Genomic DNA, 17,333 nt, shown 5'->3' with positions numbered 1-17,333 from the left:
TGGTAAATATGCACCGTTATAAGCCCCGCTCGCGGAGCTCATCTTTACGCTAGCGCACGGCAAGCCCGGCGGCTTCACCCGTTCACTGAGCGGTTACCCACCTCGGTTTCGGATTCGCTTGACGCGGCTGAATCGCCTGTGCTTGCGGCCCCGGAAGTTTCCGTTTTTTCAGGTACGACGGCGGCCTGGCCGGCTGCGGCGTCGTCGTTCTGTGAAACGTCAGCTTCAGTTTGTGGTTCCGGGCGGGCCCGCAACCACACGTGATCGCGAGAAGAATCACGTAGGTAGGCGCGCCGCAAGATAACGAGGGCGATGATTCCCCCGAGCAAAACGAGCAGCGACGTCCATACATTGAGACGCAAACCGGCCACGAGATGCGCCGGGTCGATCCGCAAGTTTTCGATCCAGACTCTGCCGAGGGTGTACACGATCACATACGTGGCGAAAAGTTGCCCGGCCACCAGGCGGAAGCGTTTTTCGAGGAGAAGAAGTACGACGGCGCCACCCAGGCACCACAGCGATTCGTAGAGGAAAGTGGGGTGGAAGAGCTGCTCGGGTGGGAAGCCGGCGGGGCGGTACGCGGCATCAACCTGCAAGCCCCAGGGCAGTGAAGTGGGCCCGCCGAAGAGTTCTTGGTTGAAGTAGTTACCCAGGCGGCCAATGGCCTGGGCGATGAGGAGACCCGGGGCGAGGGCGTCGGCGAAGGGTAGCAGGCGCACCCCGTTGCGGCGGCACCCGATCCAGGCACCCACGCCTCCCAGGGCCACCGCACCCCAGATGCCCAGGCCACCGCCGCGCAGGTCGAAGACGCGCCACGGGTCACGGCCCGGGCCGAAATAGAGCTGGTAGTCGGTGATGACGTGGTAGAGCCGCCCGCCGATAATCCCGAAAATTACCGCCCACAGCGCGATGGAGAGCGTGACATCGCGGGTGGCGCCTTTGGCCACGTAGCGCCGTTCCGTGAGGGCGTAGGCAACGATGATGCCGATGACGATGGCGATCGCGTAGAACTTAATGGAGAGGGAAAACGCGGAGGTCTCAAAAAGCACCCATTCGGAATGCTCGGGAGCTGGAATAGCTGTTGGAATCATCGTGTCCCTTCCTGTCCGGGGGCGTGGGGCGGATGCCCGAGCCCGGGTGCCTGAGCGGTACCTTCGGTTACGTTAGCCGTGCGTTCGGCCGTGCTAGCCATGCGTTCGGCCGCGCTAGCCGTGCCTTCGGCCACGTGTGCGGTCCGTTTCGCCATAAGTAGCGCGGCCGGATGCCGGCCCGCGGTAGCCATGCTAGCCAGCAAACCGGCCGGGTCTGCTGTTTCAAGCAGGGCCCGCCCTACAATAACGCAGCCAGCGCCGTGCCGTGCCGCGGTGAAAACATCGCAGGGATTGCGCACCCCGCGCCGCACCACCCGCACGCAGGTGTAGGGCAGCGCCTCGAAAAGTTGCGGATAATCGGTGGCGGAGCGCGAATCAGCGATAACGACGCGCGCCGCGCAAGCCATCGCGCGCGCTATGTCACGTTCGGATTCCACTTCTAGGCAGGGCTCCATCCCGAGGGAACGCGCCCGTTCCACCAGGGCCTCAAGCTCCACATCGGCGAGAATCCGCGGGGTGAGCGAGACGGCATCCGCTCCCGCCGCGCGGGCCCGCAGGAGTTGCACCGCGGAAACGGTGACATCGCGGTAGAGCAGCCGGCCCACCCCGAGGGCGCGGGCGAGGCGCAGCGCCGGCAAACCGAGCCCACCGGGAATCACCGGGGCGGTTACCGAAATGGCGGCCGCTCCCCCGCTGCTCAGTGCCTGCGCGAAGGCCTCTAGCTGCGCCGGAGCGGGTGCGGGGCTGCCGCCGAGGCTGCGAATTTCCCCGATGACCCCGATGGGGCGCTGCGGGCCGGGCACGAGGGCACGGTAGAACTCGCGCGGGGCCGGGGCCGCCTGGGCGGCACGCCGCAGCGCATCACGCTCGAGGTCCGGGACCTGCCTGGCGGCGGCCCGCACCCGCTGTGCTACCTCATCAATAAACCACGCCACTGTGCCTCCCGGTGTCGGTGAGCTTCGCTCCGCGTGCTGGTTATGACATAGAGTACCCGCACGGTGTGACAAAAAATGACGCAGGAACAGGTGGCACCCATGAAAGAGAGCAAAGAGGGCCTGGACCTCCTCGCGGGCCTGGTATTTCGCGGGAAAGGCCGGCGAGTTTACGGCATCGACGGGCGGAGCGGATCCGGGAAAACTCAGCTATCGCGGGCGCTTGCGGCGCGGATGCGCGAGGGCGGGCTCGCGGTTGAGATTCTCGAGGTGGAGCGTTTCATACCCGGCTGGGATGGCTTGGCCCGGGGCACGCAGCGGGTGGCCCACGATATTCTGGAGCCTTTTCTACGCGGGGAGAGCGCGCGGGTGGCTCCCTGGAATTGGTATCTGAGCTGCTACGATGCACCGGTCGCGGTGCCGGGGGATGCGCGCTGCGAGGTGCTGCTACTCGAGGGGTGCGGGGCAGCTTCCGCGGCCTGCGCGCCGCTGTGCACGGCGACAATCTGGATGGAATGTGAGGATTCTCTCCGGCGGGAGCGGGTGCGGGAACGCGAGGGTGATCCGAGTAGCTGGTGGGATAGGTGGGCTGCCCAGGAGGCTGCTCTCTTGAGCAAAAGAGATGCCCCAGCCCTGGCGGACGCGGTGGCGCGCTGGGAGGCGGGGCAGCTGCACGTGGAGATGCGCGGTTGCTAGGCCGCGGTCGCGGCACTCTTCCGGTGACGCGCTAGGAGCCGCGTGCAGCGACGCGAGCTTGAGCGCGTACGGCGAAACGAGCTTTAGGCCCCGCCGGCGCGAAGCTGGGTGAGCGCCCGGCCCGTCGCCAAAATATCAACGATGGCGACCAGGTCGCTATCCCCGCGGGCCTGACTTGCCGGAATCAGAATCATGACGCGTGAACCTACCCGCTGATCAACCAGGCCTTTGCGCATCCCGTCCATCAGATCGCCCATGGCGGCACGCACCGGCCCGGAGGTCCAGCTGGAATCGACCGTTTGGCCATTCGGATCCACGAGGAAGTAGTTGAGCACAAGCTCATCCGAGGCGGCTACCTGCTCCCCGCGCCCGAGCACGAGGGGAACCACCGCGAATTCCGGGATGGGCCCGCCGCCCCCGGTGAGCACGGGCGCTACGCCTTCTCCGCTGGCCAGGCCCGGCATTCCGGCCGGTGGCGTAGCGGGCGGCGGAGCTGCGTCCCCGCGCGCATTTGTGTAGAGAATATCGACGACGACGATTTCTACCGCTCCCGGGTCTCCGGCCACCAATTCTTCCCGCTGAATCAGCAGGCGGCTTCCTTCCCGCTGCCCGGCGAGGTAGGGAGCCAGCTCCCCTACCCCTGCCTTGCTCACGGTGGCCAGGGTTATCCCGCCGGTGGCGAAACCTTCCACGGGTGCCTCGGTACGCGAGTCGAAGGAAGTGATACGGGCGAGTACCGGGCTGCCTTCCGCCAGTTCCACCCCGTCTCCCGGGCTGAGGACCTCCTGGCGGACCCCGTCCACGTGGAGGTTCCCTTCCACGGAGATGGTCACGGGTGCCCCGAAAGCGCCTGTGACATCCACGCTTTCGGGGGTGCCGGGCTCGCGGTGGCCGCTACAGCCCGCTAACGCGGTAGCGGCCACCGCCAATCCAGCCAGCAGCGCTCGGTACTTCAGGTGGGGTGTCACGCGGTGATCTCCTCGATAAGCGCCTCGACCTCGGCGTTTTCAGTGGCGAGTGGGTCGTTGAGGACCACACTGGAATTGCCATTGGCCTCCATGAGGCGCAGGGTGGACCAGTCCACCGCCACATCGCGCCGGGCTTGCCGCGCCGCACTCAGGAAACGCCCGCGCAGCACGGCCCGGGTGCTGCGCGGCGGGTCCGTNCATCGCGCCGGGCTTGCCGCGCCGCACTCAGGAAACGCCCGCGCAGCACGGCCCGGGTGCTGCGCGGCGGGTCCGTCATCGCCGCGGTAGCGCGTTCGGGGGTGATAACGCGGCGCAGGAGCCCGGATTCTTCCATCCGGTCGCGCAACCCACCTTCGGTGATATCGTGATACGCCAAATCGAGGCGTGCCACCCGGGCATCGCAGAGTTTCGCCCCGGTGCGTTCCCGGTAGCGAGTGAGGAGGGCGAGTTTAGCGGCCCAGTCGATTTCGGTGGCAATAGGGCTGGGATCGCGGTGTTCCACCGCTGTAATAGCGCGCTCCCACAGCTCGAGGAGGTAGCGCCGGGTGGGGTCAAGTTCCGCCAGGTAGCCTTTCCGATCCAGGTGGTTCATCGCGGCTTCATACATCCGCTGCTGCACCGAAATCGGGTCGGTGAGTCCGCCGCTGGCAAGTTCCAGATTGGCCCGCCCGGATAGGTCCGCGCCGGTGATCCGGATGGCGTGCATGGGATCGGCGAGTTCCAGATCGGGAAGAATCGCGCCTTCTTCCACGAGGGTGAGGAGGGCTTCGGTGGCCGCGACTTTGAGGCCGGTTGTCGCCTGGGAAATATTGGAATCCCCCACGATAACGTGCATGCGCCGGTAGAGTTCCGCATCGGCGTGGGGTTCATCGCGGGTATTGATCATGGGCCGCGACCGCGTGGACGCCGAGGAGATCGCCTCCCACATCTGGTGGGAGCGCTGAGAGAATTCGTAGCGGACCTGCCCGTCTTCCCCGCGGTGCAGGCTTCCGGCTCCCGCCACGATTTGCCTGGTCACAAAGAAGGGGATGAGCCGGGCGATGCGCTGGCGATAGTCCGGGCGCCGGTGCACCATGTAGTTTTCGTGACACCCGAAGGAATGCCCTTCGGAATCAACATTGTTTTTCAGGAGGTGGATGGCCCCGGGGACGCCGTCGTCGTTTAATTTCTCATTGGCGCGCTTGGCGAGCCGCGCGAAAATGAGTTCGCCGGCGCGGTCATGGGCGAGGAGATCGTCGATATTATCGCATTCGGCGGTGGCGTATTCCGGGTGGGCGCCCACATCCAGGTAGAGGCGTGAGCCGTTTTCGAGGAACGTGTTTGTGGACCGATGCGCGGCGAGCACCGGCGCGAAAAGCCGCTGGGCGGATTCTTCGGCATCCAGCGGTGGGCGTGTTCCGCGCCGGGCCGCGCAGGTGATTCCGTACTCGGTCTCGATGCCCATAACGCGACGGGGTATCACTGTCCGCCTTTCTGCACGAAGCCCTGCACGAAGGAGGACGCATTGCTTTCCAGCACGGCGTCGATATCGTCGAGCAGCGCGTCGATACCAAAATCTTGGTTTTGGGCCTGCGGGGCTTCCACTTCGGTGTTTTCTTCCTGGCGGCGCTGGGGCTGCAGGAATTCTTGACTGGACATTTCTTCCTTCCTCTTTTCTGGTACTGGTGCGGATAGGTGCAGGCTGCGGGTGCATGCCGGCTGCGTGACCCGCCCGAATGCGTTACCGGCCCGGGCCCGCCTAAGTAGTCACGTGACCGGGCCTAACGCAGGCCGTAGCCGGGCGGCAGGTGCCGGCCCCGGTCCGCCTACGATCCCGCCGCGGTGAGCGCGGCAATGACCTCGTCAATCGTGTGGGCGCCGGCCAGGGTTGCCCCCAGGGCCGCTTCGTTCGCACCGTTAGGATCGGGCAGGCTGAGGCGGTGGAGCTGGCCGGCGCTATTACGCAGCACCGCACTCGACCAACTTGCCGCGGCCACGTGTTCGGAGAAGCGGGAGATGAGCTGGCCGCGCAGATACGCGCGCGTCGAACCCGGTGCCTGCAGCGCCGCCGTGGCGATCTCCGCTTCGGAGAAGAGTTCCTCCACCCGCCCGGCTCCCCGCAGTTTCGCCACGATGGAGCGCTCGGGGCGCAGATCATGCCATTGGACGTCGAGGGCGCGCAGCTTATCCGAATCCCAGCTGCCCCCGCCGCGTTCGCGTAATTCATTGAGGATCTGGTATTTCGCCACCCATTCCACCTGGGATGCGGCAGAGAAAATATCACGCGAAAGCAGGTCCAGCACGCTTTGCCACCGCTCGAGAATTTCGGCAGTATCGCCGTCCACCTCACCGCGTTCGTCCAGCGCATCACGGACCGCGTCCAGGTAGATCTGCTGAATCTCCAGGGCGGTACGCGGTTCTCCTTCATGCACCTCAAGTTTGGTGCTGAGGCTCGGGTCCTGGGAGACCGTCCAGGTGAGGGGCACCGGACTATCCATAATCACGGATTCCAGCCCGAGGGGCACCGCGTCCTGTTCGAGCATCCACAGCACCAGCGAGGTGGTTCCCACTTTGAGCAGGATAGAGACATCGAATTGGTTGGCGTCTCCCCCGATGACGTGCAGGCGCCGGAAGCGCTCCGCGGCCGCATGCGGTTCATCGCGAGTATTGATAATGGGCCGATTGAAGGTAGTTTCCAGCCCGACGTCATTTTCCACGTAGTCGGCGCGCTGCGAAATCTGGAAACCGGGTTGTTCCGAACGCGGGCCGAGCCCCACGCGCCCGGTACCGCATAGGATCGGCCGGGTCACGAAGAAAGGCGTGAGGTAGCGGATGATTTCCGTGAAGGGCAGCGCCCGATCAACCAGGTAGTTTTCGTGCGAGCCGTAGGCCGCGCCTTTCCCGTCCACATTGTTTTTGTAGATCGCGAATTCGCGCCCGCCTTCGCGCAGCAGTTCTATTCCGCGCCGCGCGATGAGTTCACCGGCACGGTCCCAGAGCACGGCTTCCCGCGGGGTCGCGGTTTCCGGCGAGGAATATTCCGGATGGGCATGATCAACGTAGAGGCGCCCGCCGTTGGTGAGAACCGCGTTCGCGGCGCGCGGGCGGCGCAGCTCTGCGTCGTCGTCCGTTATAGGTGCGACGACGACGCCAGCTGGCGGGGCGGGATTCTCCGGATCATCGGTGAGTTGAGAAGGGTCCGCCTCCTCCCGGCTCATCCGGAAACCGCGGGCGTCATTGAGAGGATCCTCCCCGGTGTAATCCCAGGCCACCGGGCCGTGCGTGCCGGCCCCTGCCCCGGCGTGCCCGTAGCTTTCTACGAAATCGGCCGAAAGTACCACGGGATTGGCCCGCAGGTCGGCGGGTTCCATAATCCCGAATTCTGTTTCCAGGCCGATGACTCGACGTGCTGTCACCGTGGTTCCTCCCCCGTGTGCTGATGTGCGGATGCTGCGTTCGTAATCGCGTGAGGTGCGGGATCGGCCTGACCTGCCGCTTCAGCCCGGCACGTCGAATCGCTCTGGCGCGGACGCACCGCCACGATCCGCTCCCCGCGGTTTTTACCATTGACTTTGGCCCATTCATCCGGATTGGAAATCTGGTCCAAGTCCGAGCTATCGCGGGCTTCGGCATGCACGGCAGCGATAGCATGCTCCGCGGTAATCCCACGCACCCCGGTGGTCAAATACGTTTTGATAGCTGCTTTTTTCGCGCGATCAACGATGCCGGCCAGGAGAGCCCCGGAAACGAAATCGGCAAGATAAAGAGTTTCTTTCCGCCCCGAAGCATAGGTGACATCAACGAAGCGGTTCTCCGGGGATGCCTCGAAAACCTTATCCGCGATGAGGCGGGCCAGGTGGGCCGCGGCCCCCGCCCCGCCGCCGTAGGCTGCAATATCAGCTGGCGCGTAGGGCAGCTCGGGGGTGAGGTACTTGGAGAGAATATCCACGCTCCCCGCATAATCGGGGCGTTCGACCCGGATTTTCACGTCAAGCCGGCCGGGCCGCAAAATGGCCGGGTCGATCATATCTTCCCGGTTGGAAGCACCAATAACGATGACATTGGAGAGTTGCTCCACCCCGTCAATTTCAGCGAGGAGCTGGGGCACCACGGTTGTTTCCACATCGGAAGAAACCCCGGAACCGCGGGTGCGGAAAAGGGCTTCCATTTCGTCGAAGAAAATGACAACGGGGATACCCGAGGAGGCCCGGTCCCGGGCCCGGGAAAAGATTTCGCGGATCTGGCGTTCGGTTTCCCCCACGTATTTATCGAGGAGCTGCGGGCCCTTGATATTGAGGAAGTAGGAGGAAGCTTTGGCTACCCCTTGGGCACGCGCGGCATTCTCCGCGAGGGAGGTGGCCACCGCTTTCGCGATCATGGTTTTCCCGGTTCCCGGAGGGCCGTACAGCAAAATTCCCTTGGGCGGGCGCAGGCCGTGCTCTCGATAGAGGTCGGGTTGCTGGAAGGGTAATTCGATACTGTCGCGGATTTCCTCAATCTGAGCATCCAAGCCGCCAATATCCGCATAGGAAACATCCGGGACTTCTTCGAGCAGCAGGTGCTCGACATCCGGGCGCTCTACCTTTTCTACCAGGAACCCGGTTTTCAGGTCCGCCATGCAGGTATCCCCGACCCGCAGTTTCCCGGCCGAGAGTTTCCCGCCGATGCGCAGCACTTTTGTTTCGTCCGCGTGCACCCGCACGAGCACCCGCTGGGGATCCAGCACGAGTTCGACAGCAACGAGCTGCCCGGTATTTTCGTAGCCTCCAATGCCGACGACCACGAGTTCTTCATTGAGGCGTACTTCTTGGCCGGGGCGCAATTGTTCCAAAGCAACATACGGAGAAACAGCTACGTTCATTTTTCGGCCGCCCACGAGGGCGTCAATGGAATGATCGGAGGAATGCCCGCGAATAAAGGTGGCGAAAGTAGCCGGAGGCCGGGAGAGGGAATCAAGTTTCTCCCCCAATTCCTGGATGCGTTTCCGGGCGGCGACCAGCGAGGTGGAGAGCCTTTCATTTTTCTCACGCAAGGACGCGATTTCGGCAAGAGCCGCGCTCGACTCCGATGTGCTCATGGCTTCCTTTCTGATCGTCCCCTTATTCTAGGACAGGCCTACCTTACCGCCCACCCCGGGATATAGCATCCCCGGTGCCCTCACGGTTAGGTCACTAGTCCTCAAAGTGCTGTGCCGGCTCCGCTGCCCGCCACTTTTCCGCGTACCCCGCTTCCGCGCCTTGCCGCTGTTTTTCGGCGTACCGAGGCTCTTCGCCCTGCCGCCGCTTTTCGGCTTCACGTTCGGCGATTTCCGCCGCGATTTTCTCAGCTATCTGGCGGGAATGTTCTCCCGGGGTGGATACCCCGCTTTCTTCCACATCGGCCCGGTGCGCTAGATCACGGCGGACTTTACGAAGTTTCTTTTCCGCAATCGGGCGTTCCTGGAGCGGTTCAGCTTCCGGGTTTTCCCAGGGCATGGGTTCGGCGTAGGCGCCCTTGGCCGGGCGGGATGCCGGAGTGAGCTGGGTGGGCCCGGCTAGGCGGCGCGCCATAATAAGGAAGCCGGTATGCGCGACCATCCGGTGATCGGGGCGCACCGCGAGCCCCTCTAAATGCCAGTTGCGCACCAGTGTTTCACTGGCTTCAGGGCCGGTGAAAAGTCCCGTTGCTTTGAGATCTTCGGCGCAGCGGGAGAGCTGCGTCGTCGTTGCAACGTAAGCGAGGAAAACCCCACCGGGGACCAAAGCCTGCGCGGCCGCCGGAATGATTTCCCAGGGAGCGAGCATATCGAGGATAACGCGATCAAAACCGGCCGGGTGAGCGGCCAAAATATCAGCCGCTTCCCCGCATTCCACCTGCCAGTTTTCCGGGTGGCTCCCCCACCAGGACACCAGGTTGGCCTGCGCGATCTCCGCGAATTCCGGGCGGCGTTCCGCGCTGAGAAGAAAACCTTGAGGGCCTACCGCTTGGAGCAGGGAAATGGAGAGAGCCCCGGAGCCGACCCCGGCCTCAAAAACCCGTGCCCCCGGATAAATATCCGCAGTGTGGGTGATTTGCGCCGCATCTTTCGGGTAGACAATGGTGGCGCCACGCGGCATGGAAAGCACGTAATCGCTCAGGAGCGGGCGCAGCGCGAGGAATTCACGGCCTTCTTCGGTGGTGATGAGGCTGCCTTCCTCTTTCCCGATGAGCTCGCTGTGGCGGAAAGAGCCGCGCGTGGACTGGAAATAGCCATCAACCGTGAGATTGATGGTGTAATGCCGCCCTTTGGGATCGGTGAGTTGCACGCGTTCACCGGGGCGGAAGGGGCCTCGTCGTAGTGTCATTCCTCCAGTGTAGTTTGTCCTTCCGGCAGATTTTTCTGTCGTAGCGAGTTGTTAAAGTGGAAGCATGACTCGTCACGCCGCACTATCACCATCACGTGCCAAAGATTTCAAGCAGTGCCCGCTGCTCTTCCGTTTCCGAAGTGTGGATCGCCTCCCGGAAGCGCCCTCCCTCGCCGCGCTGCGCGGCACCCTGGTGCATTCGGTTCTGGAGTACCTGTACGCCGCACCGCAGCAAGCCCGCACCGAAGAATACGCTCAGTCTCTCCTGCTGCCGCGTTGGGAGGCGCACCTGGAAAAGTCCCCGCAGGATGCGGATCTTTTTGAGTCGGCGGATGCGCTTTCGGAATGGCTGGAACAGGCTCGCGCGCTTATTAGCAATTATTTCCATATGGAGAATCCGCGGTTTTTGGCGCCGCGGGATCGGGAAAAATTCATCAATGCCCGCCTGCCCTCCGGTTTGGCCCTGCGCGGAATCGTGGATCGTATCGATGCGGCTCCCGATGGGGCCTTGCGGGTGGTGGATTATAAAACCGGGAAGTCTCCGCATCCGCGCTACCAGAACGAAGCTCTCTACCAGATGCGTTTTTATGCGCTGCTTTTGGAATTGACGGAAGGGCAGCGCCCGGCCCGCACTCAGCTTGTTTACCTCAAGGATGGGCGCACTCTCACCTATGATCCCCTCCCGGAAGATACCCGGCGTATCGCCATGGATCTGGAGGAAACCTGGCGGGATATTGCCGCGCGCCTGGATTCCGGGGAATTCGAACCGCGCACCTCCCGCCTGTGCGATTGGTGCTATTTCCAGCAGATCTGCCCGGCCTACGGCGGAACTCCCCCGCCGCTCAGCACGGAGGGGGTGGAGCAGATGCGCACGGCACATAGTTAGCGCATGCGCCCAGGGTGCATTGGCACAGCGAACGCCACATTGGATGCCGCTCGCGCTTGCCTGACGCACCTACCTCAGGCTCTGGCCCCCGATTAGTCGGAAAGTAACTGGATACCCAGGAGTGCATCCACCGCGCGCACCACTTGCGCCGCATCGGGTGCTCCGGATGCCGCCCACTCATCCAGGATGTGCAGGGCTTGCGGGGTGTCCAGGTCATCCGAAATAGCCTCGATGAGCGCCCGGCAGGTGGGAACCAGCTCAGACTCCGCGGCCGTATTATCGCCCGGCCCAGCGGCTGCGGACTTTCCGAGCGCGCTGCGGGCTGCCTGCTGCCAGGCTTCCAAGCGAGCTTCGGCCCGCTCAAGCGCACTCGCCTGGTATTCCCAATCGGAACGGTAATGATTGGCCAGGAGCACCAGGCGAATCGCGCTCGGATGCGCACCAGCAGCGGTCAGCTCCGAAACCCGGACCAGATTGCCCAGCGACTTGGACATTTTTTCACCCTGGTAGGCCACCATTCCCACGTGGAAGTGAATATCCACCCGGCCGCGGTCACCCGTCATCTCCCGCAAATGGCTTTCGCTCATCTCGTGGTGCGGGAAGAGCAGATCACGCCCACCAGCCTGCACGGTGATATGTTCACCCAGGTAGGTACGGGCTATCAGCGCGCATTCCACATGCCAGCCCGGCCGCCAGAACCCGGGCTTCTCCCCCGCCGGCCGGAAATCATTGCCACGCACGCCTTTCCACACCAGCGGGTCAAGGGTGCGGCGCTTACCTGGACGGGTGGAATCCCCACCGTGTTCATCGAACATCCGCTCCAGATCCAAGTACTCGAAAACAGGCGCGGCGGCGAAACTCGGATCGCGGGTGAGATCAACATAGATATCTTCCGAGCCGTCCCCATTGGGCAAACGGTACGCCAGTCCACGCGCCTCAAAATCGCGGACCACCGCCTCCGCCTCATCCAAAATCTCGGAGACCGCAATCCAGTTCCTGGGCGGAACAACCCGCAAAGCATCCATATCGGAACGGAAAAGCGCTACTTGAGAATCAGCTAGTTCGCGCCAATCCACCCGGGTTTGCTCCGCGCGTTCAAAAAGCGGGTCGTCAATATCCGTGATGTTTTGGGCGTAGTGAACCGGAAAGCCCGCGGCCAGCCAGTACCGCACCAGGGTATCGGCACTCACGTAAGTAAAAGCATGCCCCAGGTGAGTGGCATCGTAGGGTGTGATACCGCAGGTGTAGAGGGTAGGTTGCCGCGTTTCCACCCGGCAAATCTCCTCATTATCGGAATCGTACAGGTTGAGGTCCGGGGTGAACCCCAGCTGTGGTACCTCTGGGCGTGTCCAAGTCTCCATCTGGTTATCCGTTAGTCTCCTACTTCGCGGGTCCTCCACGTGAGGAACCCACGCACAGTCTACCCAGTACGCCGCTCGCCCTCAGGGAACAGCAGCAGCGGGGCGAGCCGTTGCGGCGTCGTCGTTAAAAAACAGAGAGCACGCCGGTGCCGAGCAACACCACCACAAGCGCGGCCAGCACCAAGCGATAGATCACGAAAGGCAGGTACGAACGCGTGGACACCAAACGCAAGAACCACACGATCACCGCGTACCCCAAAACGAAAGAAATCGCCGTGGCAAGAATCGTGGGCCCGGCCGGAATCGAGGCGTCACCGGCGTATTTGATCAGCTGGTAGAAGCCCGAGAGCAGCACCGCCGGCACCGCCATGAGGAAGGATACCCGCGCCGCCGCCTCGCGGGTATAGCCGAGGAGCAGGCCGGTGGTAATCGTGCCGCCTGAACGCGATACCCCCGGAATCAGCGCGAGAGCCTGCCCGAAACCGAGGAGCAAACCGTCGCGATAGCTCATATCGCGCAGGTCTTTGCGCTGGCTCGCCCAGCGGTCGGCCAACCCGAGGAAAATCGCGAATAGCGCGAGCACGGCCGCGGTGATATAGAGATTACGTAGCGACGTTTCGATGGTGTCCGCGAAAAGCAGGCCGAGGAGGCCGATAGGAAGCGTGCCGATAATAACGACCCAGCCCATGCGCACATCCGCGTCCGTGCGCGCCACCCGCCCGGTCCACGAGTACAACCACTTCCGGATAATGCGCACGATGTCTTTCCAGAAGTAGCACAGCACCGCGGCTTCGGTGCCCAGCTGAATAATCGCGGTGAAAGCCGCACCAGGATCGCCCCACCCGAAAAGATCACCGACAATGCGGATATGCGCCGAAGAAGAAATCGGCAAAAATTCCGTTAGCGCTTGCACGAGCCCAAGAATGGCTGCTTCTAGATAACCCACGGGGACTAAGCATAGCGGGCGGGGCGCGGCGGCGCGGTGAGGCGTCCGGGCGGAACTGGCAGCGCGCCCCGGCGAAGTGCGGCGGCACTAGTGCGGCCCTGGCCCGGTTCTGGTCCGGTTCTGATTCGGCTCTGATTCGGTTCTGGTCCAGCTCTGGTCCGGCGCGGTGGTTTAGAGTGGAGTCATGGATTATCGTGCGGTTGGTGCCAGCGGGCTTCTTGTATCCGCGCTCGGCTTGGGAACGCTCACGTGGGGTCGCGATACCGATGAGGAGGAGGCCCGCGGGCAATTGCGCGCCTTTCTTGACGCCGGCGGCACCCTCGTGGACACCTCACCGGCTTTCGGTGACGGTGCGGCAGAAGCACTGCTCGGCTCCTTGCTCAGCTCTTTTTTCGGCGACGACGCCGCTCGCTCGCAGCTCACCATCTGCACCCGCGTAGGTTTCCTCGATAATCCGAGCGGTCCCAGCTATAGCGTGGCGCGGGCCGGGATTGCACGTTCCCTTGACGCATCCCTCGCCCGCCTCGGCATCGCCACCGTGGATATTGCAGTGGCCGGTGGCCCCGATGGCATCACCCCGGATGAGGAAACTGCGCTCGCCCTGGCCGGGCTGGTGATGCGGGGTAAGGCACGCTATATCGGGGTATCGGGATATGCGCCCTGGCGGGTTGCGGCTATGCAAACCCTGCTGCGCGAACGCCACCTACCTGCTCTCACCGTGGTGGAAGAAGAGTATTCCCTGGTGGAGCGGAGTGTTGAAACAGCCATGCTGCCGATGTGCGAGGCCATGGGGATCGGGCTGCTTGCCACCTCGGCCCTCGGGCGGGGTGTGCTTACCGGGAAATATCGGCATGCCATCCCGGCAACTTCGCGAGCGGCCTCCGATCATTTGGCCGCCTTTGTGGCGCCCTATTTGGATGAGGGACCGCGCCGGATTGTGGAGGCGGTGGCGAAAGCCGCCGAGGGCCTAAATTGGAACCCCGCCGAGGTTGCCCTGGGCTGGCTCCTGGCCACCCCGGTGAGCGCCGCCCTGGTAGGCGCGCGCACCGCCAGCCAGTTAACCAGCCTGCTCGGGGGAAACCTCGCGGGTGGCGAAGAGCTGCCTGATCTGGTGATCGAGGCGCTTAACGATATTTCTTAGCCCGTCTTAGGCGCGAGAAGCGGCGGCGTCGGCCTCATCCGCGTCGTCGCCTTCGTCGTCTTCGTCATCGAGGCCGGGGTAATCGTCCTCATCATCCTCATCGTCATCGTAATCGTCGTCTGAATCGTCATCATCGTCGTCCAGATCGTCATAATCATCGGTGTCGTAGAGGTAGTCCTCAGAATCGTCATCATCGTCGTAGAAATCGTCACTATCGCTATCGAAAACATCCAGCGGTGTTTCGACATCGAAATTCGTGAAGATGACGTCATCGTAAATGGTGTAGGCATCCGCCAGCTTATCGGCGGCTTCCAGCACCGCCGGAGCTTCCGGGTCATCAGCGGTAGTAGCCGCCTGGTGGAAATCCTCGAAAGCACCGATGAGACGGTCAAGCGCAGCGCGCGGATTCGTAGCCATGGCCCTAGAATACCCCGAAAGGCAGGTGATTCGCTAACCTTAGCGGCGCTGGAATTCCCGCGATTGGGCTGGATGCCGGCCATGCATGCACCCGGACATGCGAAAAGCCCCGAAACATAGATTTCCGGGGCTTTCTCACCGTGCGCGGAGGGGGACTTGAACCCCCACCCTCTATACGAGGACTAGCACCTCAAGCTAGCGCGTCTGCCTATTCCGCCACCCGCGCGGTGATTGTTCTTCAGCACGCCGTGCTGAGCAACAGAGAAGAATCTACCAGGCCAGTGCCCGCTTTTTCAAATTATGCGGCCGGGAACAGGTGTGATTCCACTTACGCACGGCTGGCGCGGGTTCTGGCGCGGGCCGTGCGGGTACCTATAGCGCAGGCCACGCCGGTACCTATAGCGCGGGCCGTGCAGGCACCTTGATTGCGGGCCGTGCTGGTACTTGTTCGGCCCGGCCCGCTACCGTTAAGCCTATGAGTACTCTCTTACCTGATTTTTCGCATGTGACCCCGGCATCCCAACTTGCCACGGTCCTTGATTTGATGGAGCACCAGCGCGGCGTCGTCGCCTCTCTTCTCGAGGTTACCGAGGCGCCCACCGTTGAGAATTTCTTGCGCCCCTTTGAACTCTCCGGCGCAGAGCTTGAGGTAGAAGCCTCGATTTTCTACACCTATTGTTCCTCGATTGGCGGGGCGGAGTGGGATCGGGTTGAGGCCGAGCTCAGCCCGAAGATGACCGCGCACGAGGACGCGCTGTACATGGATCCGCGGTTGTACCGGCGTTTTGAGCAGCTGTGCCAGGCGGATCTGGATCCGGAAACCGCGTATACCGCCCGCGAGCACCTCAAGCGCTGCCAACAATCCGGTGCCGGGCTCGACGAAGCCGCGCGCGGCGAACTGGCCGCTATCAATAACCGCATGGCTGAGCTTTCAACCGAGATCGGCCAGCGTATCGTGCAGGCCGGTCTGGATGACGCGGTGGAGTTCACCGAGGCGGAACTGAGCGGGCTGTCCGCTTCGCAGCGCGAAGGCCTGGCCGGGGAGGCCGCCGCCGCGGATAGCTCGGCCGCTTATCTCGCCACGCTGCGCCTGCCCACCCAGCAGCCGTTGCTGGATAATTTGGACGACGCCGCAGCCCGCGCCCGCCTCCTGGATGCGTCCCTGCGGCGTTGCGATGGTCATGACGCGGCCACCGATACCCGCGAGTCCATTCTGGAACTGGTGCGGTTGCGGGCCCGGGCCGCCAAGCTGCTTGGCTACCCGAACCATGCCGCCTACGTGGCCGCGAATTCTTCAGCCGGGACGCTGGAAAATATCGATGCGCTCCTCTCCCCCATGATGGCGCCCATTGCCCGCAATGTTGCTGCCGAAGCTGAGGAGCTGGCCGCCTTCGTCAAGGAACGCTGGGGGAAGGAGAGCTTCACCGCCAGCGATTGGGTGCGGGCCCAGAATCAGGCGCGCGCTGAAAAGTTCAGCATTGATGACGAGGCCCTCACCCCGTATCTCGAACTCGATAACGTGCTGGAGAAAGGTGTTTTCTACGCGGCCAATAGGCTCTACGGCCTGACTTTCACCCGCACTGAAGAACACGGGTACACCGATGACGTGATCGTGTGGAAGGTTGCCGAAGAGGACGGCACTTTCCTCGGCTACTTCCTGGGTGATTACTACGCGCGGCCCGGTAAGCGCGGGGGCGCGTGGATGCACGCTATCGTGCAGAAGTCCGCGGAGGGCTCCCCCGCTTCGGTCATCTGCAATAACCTCAATATCACCAAGCCGGCTCCCGGCGAGCCCACCTTGCTGAGCTGGGACGAAGTGGAAACTGCTTTCCATGAATTCGGGCACGCGCTGCACGGTTTCCTCTCCGATGTGCGCTGGCCCTCGGTGGCCGGAACGAATGTTCCGCGTGATTTTGTGGAATACCCCTCCCAGGTCAATGAGATTTGGGCCCGGCACCCGCAGGTGCTCTCGCGGTACGCGCGCCACTACCAGACCGGTGAGGTGCTGCCCGCAGCCCAAACCGAGGCGCTTGTTGCGTCGCGCGGCTACGGGGCCGGCTTCCGCATGTGCGAAATCGAGCAGGCGGTGCTTTTGGATCAGGCCTGGCATCGCCTCGGTGAAGCCGACGTGCCGGCAAGTCCCGCGGACTTCGAAGCTTTCGAGGAGAAGGCTTTGCGGGCCACGGGTGTGCAGCATGACCTGGTGCCCCCGCGGTACCGTAGCGCCTACTTCAACCACGTTTTCTCCGGTGGGTATTCTGCCGGGTACTACTCCTACACCTGGTGCGAGGCTCTGGATGCGGATACGGTGGCGTGGTTCCAGAACGACGCCGCACGCGAGGGCGATCTTGGCTTGAATCGCCAGGCTGGCGAGAAGTTGCGCCGCGAGGTGCTCGCGCGGGGTAATTCGCGTGATCCGAAGGAGTCCTTCGCGGCGTTGCTCGGGCGGGATGTGGATGCCACCGCGCTGCTCAAGCGGCACGGACTGCTGGAGAGCTAAGTACTGCGCGAGCCCTGAGCTTGGCGGCCTTTGCAGCACCACGGTGATGCCCTAGGGGCCGCATCGGAGGGCGCCTGAAAAGGCGCCCTGGAG

The 17,333-nt window shown here is 63.3% G+C and carries 16 protein-coding genes and 1 tRNA gene; 4 read left to right on the top strand and 13 right to left on the bottom strand.

The features are described 5' to 3' along the window. Positions 1–74 precede the first annotated feature (74 nt). Positions 75–1,091 carry a prolipoprotein diacylglyceryl transferase gene (gene lgt / locus CZ322_RS07215; RefSeq protein ID WP_087070757.1) on the bottom strand — a complete coding sequence of 339 codons (1,017 nt, stop codon included), beginning with the start codon at positions 1,089–1,091 and terminating at the stop codon, positions 75–77. Beyond that, positions 1,088–2,026: a beta/alpha barrel domain-containing protein gene (locus CZ322_RS07210; protein WP_159455014.1), complete on the bottom strand. Its 939-nt coding sequence runs from the start codon at positions 2,024–2,026 to the stop codon at positions 1,088–1,090. Before CZ322_RS07210 ends, lgt begins: the two co-directional genes overlap by 4 nt. Before the next feature lie 99 nt (positions 2,027–2,125). Here CZ322_RS07210 and CZ322_RS09905 point away from each other — a divergent pair, with 99 nt between their 5' ends. After that, the gene (locus CZ322_RS09905) at positions 2,126–2,719 is read left to right on the top strand and encodes a nucleoside/nucleotide kinase family protein (RefSeq protein ID WP_143231881.1); all 594 of its coding nucleotides are present in this window, start codon (positions 2,126–2,128) and stop codon (positions 2,717–2,719) included. 83 nt (positions 2,720–2,802) lie between these two features. Here CZ322_RS09905 and CZ322_RS07205 read toward each other — a convergent pair whose 3' ends face one another. From CZ322_RS07205 to CZ322_RS07180, 7 genes are all read right to left on the bottom strand, one after another. Continuing rightward, on the bottom strand, positions 2,803–3,687 hold the full coding sequence (locus CZ322_RS07205; protein WP_087070755.1) for an FKBP-type peptidyl-prolyl cis-trans isomerase: 885 nt from the start codon (positions 3,685–3,687) through the stop codon (positions 2,803–2,805). Further along, positions 3,684–3,857 (bottom strand): hypothetical protein, encoded by a 174-nt coding sequence (locus CZ322_RS10380; RefSeq protein WP_327078490.1) that lies wholly within the window; start codon positions 3,855–3,857, stop codon positions 3,684–3,686. The genes CZ322_RS07205 and CZ322_RS10380 overlap by 4 nt, the downstream gene beginning before the upstream one ends. Beyond that, positions 3,836–5,131, bottom strand: coding sequence for a proteasome accessory factor PafA2 family protein (locus CZ322_RS07200; RefSeq protein WP_459543379.1), 1,296 nt, complete (start codon positions 5,129–5,131; stop codon positions 3,836–3,838). Before CZ322_RS07200 ends, CZ322_RS10380 begins: the two co-directional genes overlap by 22 nt. A gap of 14 nt (positions 5,132–5,145) precedes the next feature. Then, entirely contained in the window at positions 5,146–5,325 is a 180-nt protein-coding gene (locus CZ322_RS07195; RefSeq protein ID WP_026429315.1) for a ubiquitin-like protein Pup, read from the bottom strand. A 167-nt stretch (positions 5,326–5,492) separates the two neighbouring features. Continuing rightward, on the bottom strand, positions 5,493–7,082 hold the full coding sequence (dop, locus tag CZ322_RS07190) for a depupylase/deamidase Dop (protein ID WP_087070754.1): 1,590 nt from the start codon (positions 7,080–7,082) through the stop codon (positions 5,493–5,495). Further along, positions 7,079–8,743 (bottom strand): proteasome ATPase, encoded by a 1,665-nt coding sequence (arc, locus tag CZ322_RS07185; protein WP_234984500.1) that lies wholly within the window; start codon positions 8,741–8,743, stop codon positions 7,079–7,081. Before arc ends, dop begins: the two co-directional genes overlap by 4 nt. A 94-nt stretch (positions 8,744–8,837) precedes the next feature. Then, positions 8,838–9,989, bottom strand: coding sequence for a tRNA (adenine-N1)-methyltransferase (locus CZ322_RS07180; protein WP_234984499.1), 1,152 nt, complete (start codon positions 9,987–9,989; stop codon positions 8,838–8,840). Between the two features lie 64 nt (positions 9,990–10,053). On the opposite strand from CZ322_RS07180, the gene CZ322_RS07175 reads away from it, so the two are divergent. After that, complete coding sequence (locus CZ322_RS07175) at positions 10,054–10,875, top strand: RecB family exonuclease (protein ID WP_026429313.1); 822 nt, start codon at positions 10,054–10,056, stop codon at positions 10,873–10,875. Positions 10,876–10,967: 92 nt separating this feature from the next. Here the strand turns inward: CZ322_RS07175 and CZ322_RS07170 are convergent, their stop codons facing one another. Beyond that, positions 10,968–12,236, bottom strand: a complete 1,269-nt coding sequence (locus tag CZ322_RS07170) for a hypothetical protein (protein WP_087070753.1) — start codon at positions 12,234–12,236, stop codon at positions 10,968–10,970. Between the two features lie 124 nt (positions 12,237–12,360). After that, on the bottom strand, positions 12,361–13,182 hold the full coding sequence (locus CZ322_RS07165) for an undecaprenyl-diphosphate phosphatase (RefSeq protein WP_087070752.1): 822 nt from the start codon (positions 13,180–13,182) through the stop codon (positions 12,361–12,363). 184 nt (positions 13,183–13,366) lie between these two features. On the opposite strand from CZ322_RS07165, the gene CZ322_RS07160 reads away from it, so the two are divergent. Further along, positions 13,367–14,323 (top strand): aldo/keto reductase, encoded by a 957-nt coding sequence (locus CZ322_RS07160; RefSeq protein ID WP_087070751.1) that lies wholly within the window; start codon positions 13,367–13,369, stop codon positions 14,321–14,323. 6 nt (positions 14,324–14,329) lie between these two features. Here the strand turns inward: CZ322_RS07160 and CZ322_RS07155 are convergent, their stop codons facing one another. Together CZ322_RS07155 and CZ322_RS07150 are read right to left on the bottom strand one after the other, a co-directional pair. Then, positions 14,330–14,740, bottom strand: a complete 411-nt coding sequence (locus tag CZ322_RS07155; protein ID WP_087070750.1) for a hypothetical protein — start codon at positions 14,738–14,740, stop codon at positions 14,330–14,332. Between the two features lie 141 nt (positions 14,741–14,881). Beyond that, a tRNA-Leu gene (locus CZ322_RS07150) sits at positions 14,882–14,966 on the bottom strand. A 249-nt stretch (positions 14,967–15,215) separates the two neighbouring features. Between CZ322_RS07150 and CZ322_RS07145 the strand changes: the two genes are divergently transcribed. After that, positions 15,216–17,240: a M3 family metallopeptidase gene (locus tag CZ322_RS07145; protein WP_234984498.1), complete on the top strand. Its 2,025-nt coding sequence runs from the start codon at positions 15,216–15,218 to the stop codon at positions 17,238–17,240. Positions 17,241–17,333 lie beyond the last annotated feature (93 nt).

It is taken from the genome of Actinotignum timonense, assembly GCF_900155575.1.
GTDB classification, from domain to species: Bacteria; Actinomycetota; Actinomycetes; order Actinomycetales; family Actinomycetaceae; genus Actinotignum; species Actinotignum timonense.
Note: the sequence above shows the minus strand (reverse complement) of the source record. Positions and strands in the feature narration are given on the sequence as shown.